We start from the raw sequence: 18,672 nt of genomic DNA, 5'->3' as shown, positions 1-18,672 counted from the left end.
CGGCGGCACACTCGGAGACAATCATGCGACCCGGCATTCCTTTGATGCGGTGGCCCCTGCGCGCCGTGCCCCCGCGTGACCTAAGCCTGCGACATCGACTGCTGTGGTGGTTGCTACTGCCCTTGGCCGTGTTTACCGTGATCTCGGGCGCCATGTCATACGATGCTGCCCGCCAGACCGCCGCGTTGGTTGAAGACGGGGCGTTGCTCGCCTCGGTGCGCACCATCGGCGAGGACATCGATTGGGACGACGGTGTCGTGAACGCGACGGTACCGCCAGCAGCGCTCGAAATCTTCGAATCTCCCGAGCAAGACCACGTCTTCTACAAGGTGACGGATCAACGTGATCGGCTTCTGGCCGGTAATCCGGACCTCGCGCCGCCCCCGGTGCGGCCAGCGCATCCGCTTTACTACGACACCACGCTCGCCGGCCAGCGAATTCGCGCGGTCGCCTATGAGCGACAACTCTACGACGCTGGTGCCACCGCTGTCGTGACGGTCATCGTCGGCAAGACGCGAGCCTCGCGAGACGCGATGGTCTGGCGCCTATGGCAGCCGCAGTTGGTCCGGCAGGTCATCATGCTCCTGCTCGCCGCGCTGTTCGTTTATCTGGGGCTCACCTTCGAATTGCGGCCGCTCATGACACTCAAGGACGAAGTGGCGAACCGCGAGCCGACGCATCTCGCCCCGATTCGCGTGGATCGCCTGCACGCCGAACTCCGGCCAATCGTCGATGCCATCAATCAATGCATCGCTCAGTTGAATTTGTACGCCGCAACACAACGGCAATTCATCGCCGACGCCGCGCACCAACTACGCACGCCGCTGGCGGTACTCGATGCCCAAATTCAGTTCGCCCGCCGCTGCGAGAGTCCCGACCCCAAACTGGCCGACACGCTCGGTTGCATGCAACGCAGCAGTCACCGCATGGCCGCGCTCACCAGCAAATTGCTGTTGCTCGCTCAAGCCGAATCCACGGCGTCCGGAAGCCTGCAAGACAAAGTCGATGTCGCCAGCGTCGTCTCCGATACGCTCGGTGACATGCTGCTGCTCGCAGAACAACGCGACATCGACCTCGGTGTAGATTTGGCCCCCGACACGCATGTGGCCGGCAACGCGAGTTTGCTCTCGGCGCTGGTAGCGAATCTCGTCGACAACGCGATCCGCTATACACAAGGCGGCGGACGGGTGACGGCCAGTTGCCGACGCGAGCACAACGATGTCGTCGTGCAAGTCGCCGACAGCGGCCCCGGCATTCCGGCCGAAGCCCGTGCGCGCATTTTTCAGCGCTTCTATCGCGGCGTCACGCAAGCCGAAGGCACCGGGCTTGGCATGGCGATCGTGCGCGAAATTGCGCAGTCCCACGGCGGCACTGTAGAACTTGGGCAGGGTGCGCAAGGCATCGGGTTACTGGTGACAGTCAGACTACGCGCTTGGCCGGGAGGTGTCGCATGAAACTGCTGCTAGTCGAAGACAACGCAGAGCTTGCCCACTGGGTGCTCTCGCTACTACGCGACGAACACTTTGCCGTCGATTGCGCCGAACACGGTGAAGCGGCGGAAGTGATGCTCACCACCCAGCTCTACGACGCGGTACTGCTCGACATGCGCTTGCCCGGCATCAGTGGCAAGGAGGTATTGGCACGTCTGCGACGGCGATGCGACAACGTGCCCGTACTAATGCTGACCGCGCACGGATCGACCGACGACAAGGTCAGTTGCTTCAACGCCGGCGCTGACGACTACGTGGTCAAACCCTTTGACGCCCGGGAATTGGTGGCGCGTATCCGGGCGTTGATACGACGGCAATCGAGTAACCGGTCGGGTGAAATGCGCTGCGGCGACCTGCAATACCTGTTCGGCGCGCGTGAATTCCGCCATAACGGCACACCGATCCCACTTCGGCGCCGTGAGCATGCCTTGCTTGAAGCCTTGATGTTCCGGCAAGACAAGGCCGTCTCGAAAGTCCTGTTGATGGAAAGTGTCTTCTCGCACGACGACGAACCGAGTGTCGACGCGATCGATCTTTACGTCCATCGTCTGCGCAAGCATCTCGCGCCCTCAACGGCACGCATCCTGACCCTGCGCGGCTTCGGCTACGTGCTGCGCGAGCACGTCACGACCGACGCCATCCTCGCTCCCTGAGAACCCATCGGCCGACGCGTTACGGCGCATCGGCCGCAACAGGCCTGCTCGGCCGTGAATCCGCATTTCCCCTGAGTTGTCTTCACCGGCCGTGAAAGGATGGTGAAGGATTGCCCTCACTACGATGGACATCGATGGTTTCGCCCTGGATTCGAGTGACTTCGCGAGAGGCACCGGTCGGCAAACCGTCGACATGGCGACACATAAAACCCATCCATTGAGAGAGGTACGAGGAGATGCGCTTGAAGAACCCCACCCTGGCACTGGCTGCCGCGGCTGTTTCCCTGTGCGCGGGCCACGCCCAAGCCCAGTCGAACGTGACGCTTTATGGCTTGATCGACATGAGCGTGCCGACCTATCAAAGCAATGCAGGCCCCAACGGCGCGAAATCGTTCGGCATGGGGTTTGGCGGTGAACCCTGGTTCAGCGGCTCGCGCTGGGGCCTGAAAGGCGCCGAGGACATTGGTGGCGGCAACCACATCATCTTCCGGTTGGAGAGCGAGTTTGTGGCCGCCAACGGCGAGATGGAAGATCCGGGCCAGATTTTCGATCGCGACGCTTGGGTCGGGATCGAGAACGACACCTTCGGCAAGCTGACCATCGGCTTCCAGAACACCATCGCTCGCGACGCGTCCACCATCTATGGCGATCCGTATGGCAGCGCCAAGCTAACCACTGAAGAGGGCGGCTGGACGAATGCCAACAACTTCAAGCAATTGATCTTCTATGCGGCCAGCGCGACCGGCACGCGATACAACAATGGCGTCGCGTGGAAGAAGCTGTTCAACAACGGGCTGTTCATGAGTGCGGGCTACGCGTTCGGCAACACCACGAATTTCGCGGTCGGCTCGAATTATCAGGTGGCGCTCGGCTATAACGGCGGGCCGTTCAACGTGTCGGGCTTCTATAGCCATGCGAATCGTGCCGGCTTCACGAATCAGTCGTACTCGGTGGGCGGCAACTATACGTGGGACATCTTCCGCGTGAATGCCGGCTACTTCCATTACACGGGTGATCAGGGGGCGCTGGGGCAACGCCGCGATAACGCTTGGACCGTCTCGTTCAAGCTCGCGCCGAAAGGCCGCTTCGACTACGAACTCGGCTACCAGCAAATGCATACCAGCAACGCCGCCTATACCGCCGATGGCTTCGTGCCGAACGCCAATAGCGGCGCCTTCAGCATGACGTCGGGCGTGGGCAGCGGCTACAAGGAAACCCTTTACGCGTCGGTGTTCTACCACCTCTCGAAACGCACTGAGGTGTACGTCGCCGCTGATTACATGAAGCTGCACAGTGGTTATACGGTCGCCGGCACCAACGGTGCGAATAATCAGGTTGAGGCAACAGCCGGTATCCGAACCCGCTTCTGATCCGCTTGCGCGGTACTGCCGACGCGCGGTTGACGTGCGTCTCCATCTTGCGCCCACCCCTGAGTCGTCGAATCAGGGGTGGGCGCTGTCGTTTCGTGTGTTACGGGTTGCGCTTGCGCAGGCAGGGGACTGTCTTGTGGCGGTCGTCTGCCGATGGGGCAATGCTAGCAACCAGGTTGTTGCATCGTTCGTACATCGATTCTTTTTGATTAGGAATACGGTTGACACGGCCTAATCCAGCCTCATATCCTTTCCCGGCATTACAAATAAAAGTATTAGACCAGCTACGACGCAACGTCAGAGTAGCGAAGCACTCACACGTCATTCGGGGATTTCCATGTTTAAGAGAATCGGGGTTGTACTCGCGGTGTCCTGCGCCGCGTTCCTCAGCGCGTGCTCACTGACGGCACCGACCTACAACGCTTCGTTGGATAACGTCGACAAGCTGAAGGCGAACGGCGATTACAAAGTCGCCGTTGGCCAGTTCGCACCGGCAACGAGCCTGAAGACCGAGTCAGGTGTCGCGCTGCGCACGACGTCTATGACTTCACCCTATGGCAACTCTTATAGCCAGTATCTCGCCGAGGCGATCAAGCAGGAGTTGTCGCTGGCGGGCAAGCTCGCGCCCTCGTCGCCCGTTCAAATTACCGGCACGTTGCTGGAGAACGATGTCGACACCGGTGTCGCGACGGGCAAGGGCGTCATCAAGGCACGCATCGTTGTGACCAACGGTGACACGAAGCGCTATGACCAGGTGAAATCCGCCGAGATGGAGTGGTCATCGAACTTCGTGGCGGCCATCGCCATTCCGCGCGCCACCGAGGCGTATCCGAAGCTTGTTCAGAAGCTCTTGGCGTCGTTGCTCGATGACGAGGCATTCCTGAAGGCACTTCAATAAACGCCATCCGAAGCGGAGACAAATAAATGCGATTTTTCAAACTACTCTGCGCCGCGTTCATCGTGGCGCTGGCGTCGGGCTGCGCGCATCAGGTCAGCATCACCCCGGACATCGCGGCAGTGAATGCACCGGAAGGCGCCACGCGCATCGATAAGCACGTGGGCTTTGTGATTACGGATCAGTTGCGTGAACTGATTGTTACGACGCCCGGTGGCGGTGGCGACAAGATTAGGTATAAGCCGTATGCCGACACCGAGACTGCGTTCTACAAGATGTTTTCGAACGTCTTCACGAACGTATCGCGCCTGAAGTCTGTCGACGACAGTGCCTCAGCGAAGAAAGGCGCGCTTGCCTATGTCGTTGTTCCGACGATCACGACGGATTCGTCCTCGGCGAGCTTGGTCACTTGGCCCGCAACGGATTTCACGGTGAATCTCAAGTGCGAGATTCGCAATCTGGATGGCACAATTTTCGCCACACAGACCGTGACCGGCACCGGTCACGCAGACTTTAGCGAATTCAAGAGCGACTTTTCGCTCTCCGGGCGGCGAGCTACCGCAGACGCCATGATCAAACTTCAGGACGCCCTACTGAAAATGCCGGAACTGCGCTAACCGCGCCGACGGGTCGTGGTGGCCGATGTCTCGAACCTCGATCACCACGATCCTCCAATTAGGTCGTGATTGCCAAATTGCCTGCTTCCCGCTTAGAATGTCGGTCTTCGCGGGCGTCGTATAATGGTAATACCCTAGCTTCCCAAGCTAGAGCCGTGGGTTCGATTCCCATCGCCCGCTCCAACACCCTCTTCTGTTATTTCTCCCCCTAGATTGCTTCGCCACTGACGTTACGTCGACGCCTTGCGCTTATGGCCGTCCGGTTTGCCCGATCAGGTGGAGTAAAATCCGCTTCCCATGCGCTTCTCCGACTTCGACCAACGCCTCGCCGCACTCGGCGCCCAACCTGTCCATCGGGGCCGGGTGGCTCGCGTCTGGCTGAACGGTCAAGCACTCGACACCGGCACGCGCCGTCGCAGCTCAGAGCACTTCCTGCCGCTCGCGCTACGTAACGCTCTTCCCGCACTCACCGCAGAACTCGACGGCCTCGCCCGCGTGCGCTCGGAGCACACTGGCAACGACGGCTCGCGCCTGCTCGTCGAACTCGCCGACGGTCAGATGGTGGAAAGCGTGCTGCTGCCGCGCGACGGCCTCTGCGTCTCCACCCAAGTCGGCTGCGCCGTCGGTTGCCGCTTCTGCATGACCGGCAAGAGCGGCCTGATCCGTCAGATTTCGAGCATGGAAATCCTCGCCCAGGTCGTACTGGCGCGGCGGCTGCGCGCAGTGAAGAAAGTCGTCTTCATGGGCATGGGAGAACCGGCGCACAACCTCGACAACGTGCTCGAAGCCATCGACCTGCTAGGCACCGAAGGCAATATCGGCCACAAGAACCTCGTGTTCTCCACCGTGGGCGACCAACGCGTGTTCGACGCCCTGCCCCGGCAACGCATCAAGCCTGCGCTGGCGCTGTCCTTGCACACCACCAAAGCTGACCTGCGCGCCCACCTGCTGCCGCGCGCGCCGAAAATCGCGCCTGACGAACTGATCGAACTCGGGGAAAAATACGCTCGCGACACGGGCTACCCCATCCAATACCAGTGGACGCTGCTCAAAGGCATCAACGACGGCGACGATGAACTCGACGCCGTCGTGCGCTTGCTCAAGGGGAAATACGGCGTGCTCAACGTCATCCCCTTCAACAGCCTTGAAGGCGACGACTACCAGCGCCCCGATCGGGAACGCATTCGCGAGATCGTCCGCTATCTGCACAGCCGCGGCGTACTGACGAAGGTCAGAGACAGCGCCGGGCAAGACGTCGACGGCGGTTGCGGACAATTGCGCGCCCGCGCCATCGGCGAAACGAAAGTGGTTGAATTGCACCGCACGCGATAAGCGCGCGGCGCGGTCGGCTTAAGCAGCGTTTGCGCGCGACAGTTCGCGGAAATTCATCCAGTGCGAACTCACCAACCAACCCGCATCCACAAGCAAGCTAACCCCCGTAATCGCACTCGACTGATCGCACATCAGGAAGCTGACGGCCGCCGCAATCTCGTCGGTACCGACCAGACGCCCCAGCGCCGAATGCGCTTCAATCGCGGTAGCTTTCGCGCCAAAACGCTAATATTTCTTCACTTTTCGTCGGAAAAAGAAAGAATATTGACACTTCCGTGTGCCGCGCCGGGATCGACGAATTGCGTCGACGTCAAACCCATAAGTCACGTCCGGTTATTGGAACATTCGTTAAAAAATAACCTATAGTTCCGTCTACCGGACTGGCGTACCTATCGTGCCCCCGGCGTTCGTTCCCCCATCCCCTATTCGCCGAAGGCCAACAACATGAGTGGCAGACCACGAGAATTCGACGATGCGGCCGTCATTGACGCCGCCATGGACGCGTTCTGGACGCACGGCTACGAAGGCACGTCGGCTCAGACGCTCGTCGAATGCACCGGGCTCGGCCGCGGTAGTCTCTATAACGCCTTCGGCAACAAGCTCAATCTGTATCACGAAGCCCTCGAGCGCTATCAGACGCTCGGGCTTCAAACACAAGCCGATATTCTCAACGCGCCCGGACTCGTCAAAGACCGGCTGCGCGCCCTCATGCAATGGGGCATCGACGAAGACCTCGATCCCCAGAAAGAGCGCGGCTGCATGGCTCTGTTCGCCGCCCTCGAGCGCGGCGGCAAAGACCCCAAAGTCCGCCAGATCAGTCAGGCCTATCTCACCCGCATCGAACAAGTACTCGTGCATCTGATCGCCATCGGTCAGCACAACGGTGAGTTGTCTGCCGAACGGCCCGCTCTACTCGTCGCACGCACCTTGCTCAGCAGCTATTACGGATTGCGCGCACTGGGACGTACCGTCTGCGACCGCAAGTTCCTCGAAGACATCATGGAAGGCACGCTCGCCCAACTCTGACGCCGCGTCCCCCCACTGCCTTCAGCCAACACGCAACACCCGACATTCGCTCAAAGCCCTTTGGGCTTTTTCTTCCCCCCGATATGGAATGATCGTTACAGATATGACGCAAAAATCCACGATGCCACCCGTCGTCTACTTACTAGGACTCACCGTCTTTGCGATGACCACGGCCGAGTTCATGGTGGCCGGCATGATGCCCGCGCTCGCCCACGCCATGAACGTCGGTATTGGCGACATCGGCAATCTGATCTCGTTGTACGCCCTTGGTATGACCATCGGCGGCCCCGTGCTCACCGCCCTCCTGCTCGCCTTGCGCACGCCGCACAAGCAAGCGCTCGTGTGGCTGCTCATCATCAACGTTGCCGGTGGTGTGCTCGCCGCCGTCGCCACGCGCTATGAAGTGATGGCACTCGCTCGCATCATCATGGGGGTCGCCAGCTCTGCCACGTTCGGCGTCGCCCTCACGTTGTGCGCTGACCTCGTCGCCCCGTCGGTGCGCGGTCGCGCAGCCTCGTTCGTGCTGGGCGGTTTGATGTTCTCGCCGGTCGTCGGTGTACCGCTCACCGCCTTCATCGAACAGCACTACGGCTGGCGTGCCAGCTTCTGGCTGGTGGCCGTGCTTGCCGCCCTGTGCACCGTGGCCGTCGCACTGTGGGCCCCCGCGACGGAAAAGCGCGAGACGGTGAGTCTCGCCGCCGAATTCCGTTCGCTGCTCAATCGCCCGCTGTGGGCCGCCTTCATCACGAGCGGCCTGATCATCGGCGCGACGTTCGCCGCCTTCAGCTACTTCTCGCCGATCTTCCTGAACGTCGCAGGGGTATCCGCGGCCACGATTCCGAATCTGCTGGCCATGTACGGCATCGCCAACATCATCGGCAACGCCGTGACCGGACGCTTCGCCGACCGTCATACGCTGACCGTGCTGATCGTGGGCCTGAGCGTTCTGGCGCTCGCACTGGTGAGCTTCGCGCTGTGGGCGCAGATCACGCCTATCGGTATCGCCGCGTTTGCCGCCATCGGCCTGACCGGCGTGTCGCTCAACCCTGCCATGGTGGCCCGTGTCATGCGCGCTGCTGCACCCGGGCCGCTGGTCAACACGATGCACACGTCGGTCATCACCGCCGGCCTGGCATTCGGTACGTGGGCAGGCGGCTCCGCTATCGATGCGGGCTACGGCATGCGCGCGCCGCTCTGGATCGGTGCCGCCATGGCGGCCGTCGGTCTGGCCAGCCTGCTGCCGTATCTGCGCAGTGGGTTGGCGCAAACCGCCGACGCGACCTGCTGATCCACAGCGTCGACCTGTCTGATAACGTGTCACACCGTCTCCGGGCTACTCCGCTGCCATCTCTCCATCGATGCTTTCACGGAGATAGGCCCAGAGACGGTTCGCCACCGGCCCATGCGGGCCGTCGGCACGCCGGGCAGCGACAACTTGCTCGGTGTGCACGGGCAGGTATCGCCCTGCGATGGATTTCAACGCGCCGCTGCGAAGTTCTTCCTCGATCAAATGCTCAGGCAGGTGTCCCCAGCCCAAGCCCTGCACGATGACATCCTTCTTCATCGCCTGATCCGCCACCGTGCACTGGTGCGCGCCTTCGATCACGAAGAAACTTTCTCCGCTCGACGTTCGCGCCGAATCGCGCATCACACATTGCGTGTAGCCGCGCATATCTGCGGGGCGTACCGCACGCGGTAGTGGCGAAGTGAGCATTCGTGGCGCCACCACCGGCACGAGCCGCACTTTGCACAGATCGATCCATGCGATGTCGGCGTCGCGTTTGTCTACGCGATGCAGGATGAGATCCGCCTCTCCCGCTTTGAGTCGCTCCATCGGGCCACCGACCGTCTCGAAGTGCAATTGCAGTCGTGTGTGCAGGCACTGCGCGAAGAAGCGCGCAAGCAACCCGAGCAACAACTCGCGCGGACACAGGTCACCGATCACCACGTTCAACTCGCTTTCCTCGCCCATCGCCAACTGCGCCGCGTGATGGCGCAGCCCGGCCGCCTCGCGCAACAGCGGCTGCGCACGCGCGTAGAACGATTGCCCCGCTTCGCTTAATTTCACGCGATAACCGCTGCGATCGAGCAACGTGAGGGCCGTCTGACGCTCCAGCCTCGCCACCGCCGCGAATACCGCCGGATGCGTGCGATGCAGCACCTCCGCCGCCGCCTGAAAACTCCCCTCGCGGATCACAGCGTCAAAGCATTGCAGGTCATGCAGCGTGAATTCCATCGTGTCATCTCTTTTGACAAAGATCGTCCAATCTTTGTAATTTAAATCATTTCTCGCCTCGACCAGAATGGTCTTCACGCACTGACCCAAGTGAATGACTTCCGGAGGCTACGATGGACAACTATTCATTCTTCGACACTACCGATGGCGCTCGCATCGCTTACCGCTTCGATGGCATTGACCAGGCCGATGGCGGTGAGGACTCCGCGCACAAGCCCGTGCTGGTGCTCTCCAATTCGATCGGCACGGACTTGCATATGTGGGACGCCCAAATCCCGGCGCTCTCCCGGCACTTCCGCGTGCTGCGCTACGACGCACGCGGTCACGGCGCATCGAGTGTGCCGCCCGCGCCGTATTCACTGGCGCGTCTCGGTGGAGATGTCGTCGAATTGCTGGATCATCTGCACATCGACCGTGCGCACTTTCTCGGCTTATCGCTCGGCGGCATCGTCGCGCAATGGCTCGGCATACATGCGGCCGCACGCATCGATCGGCTGATTCTGAGCAATACGGCCGCTTATCTCGGCCCGGCCGAAGTCTGGGATGCGTCCGTGGCTGCCGTCCTTCAAGCGAGGGATATGCGGGAGACCGCGCAGACCTTCTTGCGTAACTGGTTCCCCGCCCACATGCTCGACGCCAACGACCCGGCCCACACCCTCGTCACACCGTTTCGCGACACGTTGCTTGCGACAAACCGTCATGGCCTCGCCGGGTCGTGGGCGGCCGTGCAGCAGACCGATCTGCGCCGCGATATTGCAAGCATCTCGGTTTCCACACTCGTCATCGCCGGTGAACACGATACGGTGACAGCCGCCGCCTTCAGCAAGTCGATGGTGGAGACAATTCCGGGTTCACGTCTCATCGTGTTTCCCGCAGTCCACCTGTCGAACGTTGAGTTTCCTGACGAGTTCTCATCCGCCGTCATCGCGTTTCTAACAGCGCCAGTCAGCACCCACTCTCTTCTCGATAGCGACAGACAGGCTCGCTAGGTCGAACGTCACAACAACGTCATACCGGCCGTTGCGACGGGCCGCGAACGTCAACCCGGGGGGGCCGGGGGCCGCGCAGTGTAAACTGCTGGGTTTTTGACCCCCCAGTGGAATGGTGCAAGTGCCCCGGCGTCCTGTAATCAGCGCCCCGACACTCATACGCTCGCTGGCCCGTCTGAGCACGTTCACGCCGCCCGAGGCCGCGCCGTCGCTCTCGGACCGCATGAGTGAGTGGCTGGGCTGGACCGACGCCATCGCCCTGTCGTCGGCTCTCAAAGCCTCCCCACCGGCCGAAACGCCCGGTGTGCGCCCGGCCGCGCCTGTCGCGAACCACGGCACCCAAGCCCTGGCACGCCTGCGCACGGACCTCGCCGCCGCCATCGCCCGCGATTGCGGACTGGCTGCCGCCCCCGGCGGGCAAATTCGCACCATGAGCGCCGCCGAGCGTCAGCGGGCCGCCTCGTTTGCCGAGTTTCCCGCCTATCGGCAGCGCTACGCCACGTCGCAGCAGACGATGGACACCGCCATCGGTGCCTTGCGCACCCGCCTGCGCGCGCAACTGGCGCTGACGTCGCCCGATGCGGCAAAGCTCGCCAGCGTCGACGCCGTCATGGAGCGCGTGCTGGGTGCCCGTGAGCGCACCTTGCTGGCTGGCGTGCCGAACTTGCTCGAAGGGCATTTCGTGAAGCTGCGAGATACCGAGCAGGCTGCCCTTGCCGCGCCGCGCGTGCCCGGTGCCCCGCCGCTCGCCCCGGCTGGCACGTGGCTCGACACTTTCCACCGGGACATGCAGAGCATCCTGCTCGCAGAACTGGATATCCGCCTTCAACCGCTTGAAGGGCTGCTCGCGGCCCTGCACGCGAATGAACCCGGCGAAAACGTTTGTGAACCCGGACAACATGACCCGTTACCTCGTTGATCTCGTTGCCTTTGTCGCCGGACTGGCCGTTGTCGGCTGGATCGCCATCGGCTATGCCGGCACCAACACCCTCGCGCTGGCCGTCACGCTGCTCATCGCGGCCGTCTATCTCATCGGCGCCCTCGAACTCAAGCGCTTCCACCAGTCGTCGGACGCGCTCGCCAAGGCCGTCGGCGGTCTAAGCGCGCCGCCCGCATCGCTGCCGTCGTGGCTCGACACGCTGCCGGTAGGTATGCGTACCGCCGTGCGCCTGCGCGTGGAAGGCGAGCGCGTCGGCCTGCCCGGCCCGGCACTCACGCCCTATCTGGTCGGCCTGCTCGTGCTGCTCGGCATGCTCGGCACGTTCCTCGGTATGGCTGCCACGCTGCGTGGCACCGGCATTGCCCTCGAAGGCGCGACTGACCTGCAAGCCATTCGCGCGTCGCTCGCCTCGCCCGTCAAAGGTCTAGGCTTCGCCTTCGGCACGTCGGTCGCCGGTGTCGCCACGTCGGCCATGCTCGGCCTGCTCGCCGCACTCGCCCGCAAACAGCGCGCCCAAGTCGTGCAAGCGCTCGACGCACGCATCGTCACCACGCTGCGCGGCTTCTCGCAGCAGCATCAGCGTGAAACCACACTCCAACTGCTCCAGCAACAAGCTGCCGCGATGCCCGCGCTGGTCGATCGTCTGCAAGAGATGATGGCCGCGATGGAACGCCAGAGTCAGGGCCTGGGTGAGCGGCTCGTGGCCAATCAAGACGCGTTGCACGCCCGCACGGATGCCTCTTACGCGCAACTCACGAGCGCGATGCAGCAGTATCTGAAAGACAGCGTTGCGACGACGGCCAGCGCCGCCGGTGCGGCCATCCGCCCCGAAGTCGAAGCGACGATGGCCAGCCTGGCGCGCGAAACCGCATCGTGGCATCAGACCGTCTCGGGCGCGATGCAAGATCGTATGGACGGGTTGTCCGATCGCTTCGAAGCGACGACGGCACGCGTGGCCAATGTCTGGAAAGATTCGCTCGACGCGCAGTTGCGCACCAACGAATCGCTCGCCGTCGACTTGCGCGGTGCACTCGGAGCGTTTGCGCAAACATTCGAATCGCGTTCGGCCCGCCTCATCGACGACGTTGCCACGCGCTTGGAAGGCGCGACCACGCAAGTGAGCACCGCACACGCCGGCGTCGCACAAACGTGGGAAACCTCGCTCGCCGCACAGCAACGCACGAGCGATGCACTTGCCAAAGAACTCGGCGCAACGCTCACACAGTTTGCACAAACCTTCGAGACCCGATCCGCTGGCCTGCTGGCCGACGTGACCACGCGTCTCGACAATGCCACCGGCAGCATCGCCACGGCGCAGACGACCGTCGCGCAGGCGTGGGAGCAGGCACTGGCGCAGCAGCAAAGCGCTCACAACGCGCTCACGCAGGATCTCGGTGTGGCGTTGGAACGCTTCGCCCAAACGTTCGAAGCGCGCTCGACGGCATTGCTCGGCGACGTAGCCGCGAAGCTCGATGCGACGAGCGGCACCGTCACCGGTGCCCATGAGCGGGTGGCGCAAGTGTGGGATCAAGCACTCACGCAGCAAAGCGCCTCGCACGACACGTTGGCGCAGGCACTCGGCGCCGCGCTCGAACGCTTTGCACAGACGTTCGAGACACGCTCGAATGCCCTGCTCAGCGACGTGGCGACGAAGCTCGACGCCACCAGCGGGAACGTCTCCGGTGCGCACGAGCGCGTCGCACAAGCGTGGAACGAATCGCTCGCGCAGCAAAAGGCCGCCAACGCCTCGTTGGCCGCCGACCTCGGTGCCGCCTTGCAACGCTTCACCGAAACGTTCGAGCAACGTTCTGCACTGCTGGTCGACGGCGTGAGCACGCGAACGGAAGGTGCAATGCACAGCGTTGCCGAGACGGCTGCCGTGGTGTCCGGCGAGTGGAAGCAAGCCATCGGTGCACAGCAACAAGCCAACGACGCGCTCACGCAGCACCTCGCAGCCGCCCTTGAGCGCTTCGGCGCAACCTTCGACACGCGCTCGACGCAACTGCTGCAAGGCGTGTCGACGCAAATGGACAGCGCCTCGGCCAATGTCGCCCAAGCATGGCGTGACGCCATCGCCGATCACGCCCGCGTAAGCGAGCAGTTGGCCAGTGGAAATCAACAACTCGTTGCCGCAACGACCACAGCATTCACTGAACACAGTGCATCGCTGCTCGACGCCCTGAACGCCGCCAACGCCGCGCACCACGACGCCACGGCCGAGCGCGAAACGCAGCGTCTGTCGGCATGGACCGACACCCTCGAAGGCACCCTCGCCACGCTGCGCGAGCAATGGCAGCAGATGGGTGCGCAGACGGCGAGCCAGCAGCAATCGATTTGCGAGACGCTTTCGCAAACCGCGCTCGACATGTCGGAACAAACGCGCCGCAACGCGAGCGACACCATCACCGAAATTTCGCGTCTGATGCAAACCGCTGCCGAAGCCCCGAAAGCCGCGGCCGACATCATCGCCGAGTTGCGCCAGAAGCTCTCGGACAGCATGGTGCGCGACAACGCGATGCTGGAAGAACGCTCACGTCTGCTGGAAACGCTCGGCACGCTGCTCGACACCGTGCGCCATGCAGGCAACGAACAACGCGCAGCGGTCGACGATCTCGTCACCACCTCCGCGCAGTTGCTGGAGCGCGCCGGCGCGAATCTGGGTGACACGATCGCCGCGCAGACCGAGAAGCTGGCTGCCGCCTCGGCACAAGTCACCGGCAGCGCCATCGAAGTCGCAAGCCTCGGCGACACGTTCGGTGCTGCGGTGCAGGCCTTCGGCGAATCGAACACGCAACTGCTCGACCATCTGCAACGCATTGAAGCCGCGCTCGACAAGTCGATGGCACGCAGCGACGAACAGCTTGGCTACTACGTTGCGCAGGCACGCGAAGTGGTGGAGTTGAGTGTGATGTCGCAAAAGCAAATTCTCGAAAATCTGCAACAGCTCGGCGACGCCCGCGCGCAACCGGGTAGCGCGGCAGCATGAGTCACGATTTCGACACCGACTTCGCCGACGGCGACGCGGGCGCTGCGGCGCCGGCGTGGGCCGTCTTCGGCGACCTGATGTCGGTCATGCTCGGCGCGTTCGTGCTGATCATGCTCGGCGTGATCGGTGTGCAGCTCGAACTGTCGGCCAAGCTGGAGCGCGAAGTGAAAGAGCGCCAGGCCGAGACGCAACGCCGCGAGACGCTGGAAAAAGCGCTCGCCGGACCGCTTGCGGGCGGGCGCGTCACGATCGTGAACGGCCGCATCGGTATCAGCGGCAACGTGCTGTTCGCGCTGAACTCGGATCAATTGCAACCGCAAGGGCGCGAAGTGCTGCGCAGTCTGGCCGCCCCGCTCGCCGCTTACCTGAAAGTGAGCGACGAGATTCTGATGGTCAGCGGCTTCACCGACGATCAGCAAGTGCGCGAAACGAACCGGCGCTTTGCCGATAACTGGGAGTTGTCGGCGCAACGGGCGCTCACGGTCACGCGGGAGTTGATCGCGGCGGGGATTCCGCCGTCGTCGGTGTTCTCGGCCGCGTTCGGCGCCGAGCAACCCGTGACGTCGAATTCCGATGAGGCCGGTCGGGCAAAGAACCGACGCGTGGAAATTGCGCCGATGCCGCGCAGCAGCGCGGGTAATGCCGGGAAGTCGCATGGCTGACGATCCGCGCGATCTCTCGGAGACGTTGACGCCGCCGGAAGCCTCCGTCTGGCAGACACAACTCGACGGCTGGCGTGCGCAGCAAGCCGACCGACGCGATCCGGTTCGCTTTCACCTCATCGAGACGTTGGCGCGTCGTGCTGCCACTTTCACGGGCGAAACGCGGCGCGTGTTGGACGAGCGACTGCAAGTGCTTGCCGATGCGTTCGCGAAGACGTTGGCAGAGCGCGAAGCGCCGCCACCCGCTGAAGAAAACCCCGCGACTCCGCACAGCGTGCCGAATGCGGCAGTGCCGTCACCGCTTTCGCTGCTGATCGCCGATATGACCCGGCGCGTCGGCGAGCGGCCCGCGCAAGCCACGCCAGCGGTCAAGCGCGCGGCACAGCCGTCACCCACCGCCACAGCACGGCAAGCTGGCGCCGCTGCCCCGGCCGCGTCGATCCCTCCCCCCACGACACCCACCGTCATCTCCACGGGCGACAGTTTCGAAGATATGGACGTGCTGGAGTACTTCCGTGAAACGTGGTCGAAGCTCAGCACCGACGGCAATCTGCGGCAATCGCTCGCGCAGGTGCCTGAGAACGCCGGGCCGTTAAACTCCAGCCATCTCGTGCACCGCGCGCTCTCGCTCATGCACGACGTCTCGCCCGACTATCTGCGCCATTTTCTTCGCCATGCCGACGCCCTCTCGTGGCTCGAAGACATGGACACCGCAGGTGCCATGCGCAACAAGAGCGCGGCGCGTGTCGCGGCGTCCGCCAAGCCTTCGCGCGCGAAAGCCCGCTAAGCGGGCGTGGCTGGTACCGGGCGTCAACTTGCCAGTCAAGGCCGTTCCGGGCGATAATCGCGCTCGTTCCCGCTGCCAGCGCACGGGAAAATCCTTTGAAAATCATCGTGTTGGGCGCAAGCCTCCCGTACCTCGGCATCATTTGCCGAGCGCACCGCCCGCCGCAGCACTTCCTCGATAAGCCCTCGCCACCGACGGCTTTCTGCTTCCATGACGAACCACGGACACCCGCCGGCTGACGACGCGCAACCGGCCCACGACGACGCTGCCGAGATCGACACGCCGCAAACTTCCGACGCGCAAGACGGCGACACCGACATCGGCCCGGACGGCGTTGCCCATCCGCGCCGCATTCGCAGCTTCGTGCGCCGCGCCGGCCGTAGCTCGGAAGCGCAAAAGCGCGCCTTCGACACCCTCGGCCCGCAGTTCCTGGTGCCCTACGCCCCTGAAACCCTCGACTGGCCCGCGGCATTCGCACGTCCGAATGCGCCGCGTATCCTCGAGATCGGCTTCGGCATGGGCGACGGCACGGCGCATATCGCGAAAGTGCGCCCCGACGACGATTTCCTCGGCGTGGAAGTGCACGAACCGGGCGTGGGCGCACTGCTCAAGCTCATCGGCACGACGCCGCTCTCGAACGTGCGCATCATCCAGCACGACGCCGTGGAAGTGGTGGAGAACATGCTGCCCGAAGCATCGCTCGACGGCGTGCACGTGTTCTTCCCGGACCCGTGGCACAAGAAGCGCCATCACAAGCGTCGCCTGCTCCAGCCGCCGTTCGTCGCACTGCTCGCGTCGCGTCTGAAGCCGGGCGGTTATCTGCACTGCGCGACCGACTGGCAGGAATACGCCGAGCAAATGCTCGAAGTGCTGGGCGCCGAGCCGACGCTCGAGAACACCGCTGCCGATTACGCGCCGCGTCCCGACTATCGTCCCGTGACGAAGTTCGAGAACCGCGGCCTGCGCCTCGGTCACGGCGTGTGGGATCTGGTCTTCAAGAAGCGCGGTTGATAGGCTGAGACATACGAAAAAGGGCACCGCGAGGTGCCCTTTTCATTGCGTCAATCCGTGAGGCTTAGTCGGCCCAGACCACCAGCCCGCTGTAGCCGGTCGCCAGCACGACGAGACCGAATACGATGCGGTACCACGCGAACGCCGTGAAGTCGTGCGATGCGATGTAGCGCAGCAGCCAGCGCACGCAGATAAACGCGCTGATGAACGCCGCCACAAAGCCGATACCGAACAAGCTGAAGTCATCCACCGACAGCGTGGAGCGCGCTTTGTACAGCTCGTAAATGGTCGCGCCAAACAGAATGGGGATCGCGAGGAAGAACGAGAACTCGGTCGCCACCTTGCGCTCCAGCCCGAACATCATGCCACCGATGATCGTGGCGCCCGAGCGCGATGTGCCGGGCACAAGCGCGAGACATTGCGCGAAGCCGACCTTCAGGGCATCCGCCAGCGAGAGCTCGTCGATGGAATTCACGCGCGGCAATTTGCCAGCTTCCACATTGCGGCGGTTGTGACGCTCGACCAGCAGAATGATGACCCCGCCGACGATGAACGCCGTGGCGACCACCGTCGGGTTGAACAGCACGGCCTTGATGTGCTTGCCGAGCAGCAGCCCGAGCACGATGGCCGGAAGGCACGCGACGATCACATTGATGGCGAAGCGCTGCGATTTCGCGTCGCTGCCGAGCCCCATGACCACTTGCGCAATCTTCGCGCGGAATTCCCAGCAGACGGCGAGAATCGCGCCGAACTGGATCACGATCTCGAAGACCTTGCCCTTATCGTCATTAAAGTTGAGCAGACTGCCGGCCAGAATCAGGTGACCGGTCGATGAGATCGGGAGGAATTCGGTCAGACCTTCGACCACACCGAGAATGATCGCTTTAAGCGCCAGCAACAAGTCCATGCAATGGTTTCCTGAGAAGTCGTGATATCGGAAGCGGGTTATACGCGGAAATTATTAGGTGAGCCGTAGGGCGCGTGAATCCGAGGCTCGGCAGCACCGGTTCAACGGGAATCGAATTTGACGTTCACACCATGGGAAAGCACCGTGATCTGTCCCGGTTGGCGTGCCACACCGGCAATGGTCAGTTGCTCGGGTTTGAACGTGTAGATCGGTGCGCCTTGCAGCAACTGCGTGGCGAGCAATGCCCCCGCGGCATTCAACTGGCGCGACCAGCGCTCGGGCAAACCGTCGATGGTGAACGTTTCGACTTCGGGGTCGCGCAGCACCACCGACATCGTCGCCGGGTCGTAGGCCAGCGCGCTGTCGATGGCCAGCGTGCCGGTCAGCGGAGCGCCGCCCAGAGGGTGCGTCACCGTCGCATCGACAGCAACGGCCAGACGATTACGGTCAGGCAGCAGCGTCAGCCGCGGGTGCGACAAGTTCACATCGAGCACGGCCAGCACGCGACGATCAAAGGGAAACTTACGCTCCAGCGCGCGCTGCAATTGGCCTTCGGAGAAGGTGTAGTCGTTGCCGAACGGCAGCCCGGCACAGGCAGCAAGCCCGGCCGCGAGTGCCGAGGCACTGGCGAGCGCCAGCCAACGACGGCGTGCGGAATCGACCGTGTCAGATGCCTCGCACTGCTGATAATTTTCCCGATTCGGATGCGATTGACGCGCCATGTCCCGTTCCACCACAGGGCGCCCAGCGCCCGACACGCGCGACTATAGC

General features: G+C 63.0%; 18 protein-coding genes and 1 tRNA gene. 15 read left to right on the top strand and 4 right to left on the bottom strand.

Features of this window, described 5'->3' with window-relative positions; translation table 11 throughout:
* Nucleotides 1–44: 44 nt before the first annotated feature.
* From ACPWR9_RS17615 to ACPWR9_RS17585, 7 genes are all read left to right on the top strand, one after another.
* Nucleotides 45–1,454, top strand: coding sequence for a sensor histidine kinase (locus ACPWR9_RS17615; protein ID WP_426299949.1), 1,410 nt, complete (start codon nt 45–47; stop codon nt 1,452–1,454).
* Nucleotides 1,451–2,143 (top strand): response regulator, encoded by a 693-nt coding sequence (locus tag ACPWR9_RS17610; protein WP_426299715.1) that lies wholly within the window; start codon nt 1,451–1,453, stop codon nt 2,141–2,143. The genes ACPWR9_RS17615 and ACPWR9_RS17610 overlap by 4 nt, the downstream gene beginning before the upstream one ends.
* A 242-nt stretch (nt 2,144–2,385) precedes the next feature.
* Complete coding sequence (locus tag ACPWR9_RS17605; protein WP_426299713.1) at nt 2,386–3,513, top strand: porin; 1,128 nt, start codon at nt 2,386–2,388, stop codon at nt 3,511–3,513.
* 337 nt (nt 3,514–3,850) lie between these two features.
* Nucleotides 3,851–4,411 (top strand): hypothetical protein, encoded by a 561-nt coding sequence (locus tag ACPWR9_RS17600; RefSeq protein ID WP_426299711.1) that lies wholly within the window; start codon nt 3,851–3,853, stop codon nt 4,409–4,411.
* 26 nt (nt 4,412–4,437) lie between these two features.
* Nucleotides 4,438–5,025: a hypothetical protein gene (locus ACPWR9_RS17595; protein WP_426299709.1), complete on the top strand. Its 588-nt coding sequence runs from the start codon at nt 4,438–4,440 to the stop codon at nt 5,023–5,025.
* Between the two features lie 109 nt (nt 5,026–5,134).
* Nucleotides 5,135–5,208: transfer RNA gene (locus tag ACPWR9_RS17590), tRNA-Gly, on the top strand.
* Nucleotides 5,209–5,322: 114 nt separating this feature from the next.
* Entirely contained in the window at nt 5,323–6,357 is a 1,035-nt protein-coding gene (locus tag ACPWR9_RS17585) for an RNA methyltransferase (RefSeq protein ID WP_426299707.1), read from the top strand.
* An 18-nt stretch (nt 6,358–6,375) separates the two neighbouring features.
* Here ACPWR9_RS17585 and ACPWR9_RS17580 read toward each other — a convergent pair whose 3' ends face one another.
* Entirely contained in the window at nt 6,376–6,558 is a 183-nt protein-coding gene (locus tag ACPWR9_RS17580; protein ID WP_426299947.1) for an SDR family oxidoreductase, read from the bottom strand.
* 243 nt (nt 6,559–6,801) lie between these two features.
* Here ACPWR9_RS17580 and ACPWR9_RS17575 point away from each other — a divergent pair, with 243 nt between their 5' ends.
* Nucleotides 6,802–7,383, top strand: coding sequence for a TetR/AcrR family transcriptional regulator (locus ACPWR9_RS17575; protein ID WP_426299705.1), 582 nt, complete (start codon nt 6,802–6,804; stop codon nt 7,381–7,383).
* A 103-nt stretch (nt 7,384–7,486) separates the two neighbouring features.
* Nucleotides 7,487–8,671: an MFS transporter gene (locus tag ACPWR9_RS17570; protein ID WP_426299703.1), complete on the top strand. Its 1,185-nt coding sequence runs from the start codon at nt 7,487–7,489 to the stop codon at nt 8,669–8,671.
* Between the two features lie 45 nt (nt 8,672–8,716).
* Here ACPWR9_RS17570 and ACPWR9_RS17565 read toward each other — a convergent pair whose 3' ends face one another.
* Nucleotides 8,717–9,619, bottom strand: coding sequence for a LysR family transcriptional regulator (locus tag ACPWR9_RS17565; RefSeq protein ID WP_426299701.1), 903 nt, complete (start codon nt 9,617–9,619; stop codon nt 8,717–8,719).
* 113 nt (nt 9,620–9,732) lie between these two features.
* Between ACPWR9_RS17565 and ACPWR9_RS17560 the strand changes: the two genes are divergently transcribed.
* The 6 genes from ACPWR9_RS17560 to trmB all read left to right on the top strand — a co-directional run bounded on the left by ACPWR9_RS17560 (nt 9,733) and on the right by trmB (nt 16,994).
* Nucleotides 9,733–10,608 carry an alpha/beta fold hydrolase gene (locus tag ACPWR9_RS17560; protein WP_426299699.1) on the top strand — a complete coding sequence of 292 codons (876 nt, stop codon included), beginning with the start codon at nt 9,733–9,735 and terminating at the stop codon, nt 10,606–10,608.
* Nucleotides 10,609–10,720: 112 nt separating this feature from the next.
* The gene (locus ACPWR9_RS17555) at nt 10,721–11,527 is read left to right on the top strand and encodes a DUF3348 domain-containing protein (RefSeq protein ID WP_426299697.1); all 807 of its coding nucleotides are present in this window, start codon (nt 10,721–10,723) and stop codon (nt 11,525–11,527) included.
* A complete protein-coding gene (locus ACPWR9_RS17550) occupies nt 11,508–14,534 on the top strand; it encodes a DUF802 domain-containing protein (RefSeq protein WP_426299695.1) in 3,027 nt (1,008 codons plus the stop codon). The genes ACPWR9_RS17555 and ACPWR9_RS17550 overlap by 20 nt, the downstream gene beginning before the upstream one ends.
* Complete coding sequence (locus ACPWR9_RS17545) at nt 14,531–15,196, top strand: OmpA family protein (RefSeq protein WP_426299693.1); 666 nt, start codon at nt 14,531–14,533, stop codon at nt 15,194–15,196. The genes ACPWR9_RS17550 and ACPWR9_RS17545 overlap by 4 nt, the downstream gene beginning before the upstream one ends.
* A complete protein-coding gene (locus ACPWR9_RS17540; RefSeq protein ID WP_426299691.1) occupies nt 15,189–15,983 on the top strand; it encodes a DUF2894 domain-containing protein in 795 nt (264 codons plus the stop codon). Before ACPWR9_RS17545 ends, ACPWR9_RS17540 begins: the two co-directional genes overlap by 8 nt.
* Nucleotides 15,984–16,193: 210 nt before the next feature.
* Complete coding sequence (gene trmB / locus ACPWR9_RS17535; RefSeq protein ID WP_426299689.1) at nt 16,194–16,994, top strand: tRNA (guanosine(46)-N7)-methyltransferase TrmB; 801 nt, start codon at nt 16,194–16,196, stop codon at nt 16,992–16,994.
* A 64-nt stretch (nt 16,995–17,058) separates the two neighbouring features.
* Here trmB and ACPWR9_RS17530 read toward each other — a convergent pair whose 3' ends face one another.
* Together ACPWR9_RS17530 and ACPWR9_RS17525 are read right to left on the bottom strand one after the other, a co-directional pair.
* Nucleotides 17,059–17,901, bottom strand: coding sequence for an undecaprenyl-diphosphate phosphatase (locus tag ACPWR9_RS17530; RefSeq protein ID WP_426299687.1), 843 nt, complete (start codon nt 17,899–17,901; stop codon nt 17,059–17,061).
* A gap of 101 nt (nt 17,902–18,002) precedes the next feature.
* On the bottom strand, nt 18,003–18,623 hold the full coding sequence (locus ACPWR9_RS17525; protein ID WP_426299685.1) for a DUF1439 domain-containing protein: 621 nt from the start codon (nt 18,621–18,623) through the stop codon (nt 18,003–18,005).
* Nucleotides 18,624–18,672 lie beyond the last annotated feature (49 nt).

Origin of the sequence: Pandoraea pneumonica (assembly GCF_049918595.1) — a bacterium.
GTDB lineage: Bacteria > Pseudomonadota > Gammaproteobacteria > Burkholderiales > Burkholderiaceae > Pandoraea > Pandoraea pneumonica_A.
This window is presented reverse-complemented; position numbering and strand designations above follow the sequence as displayed.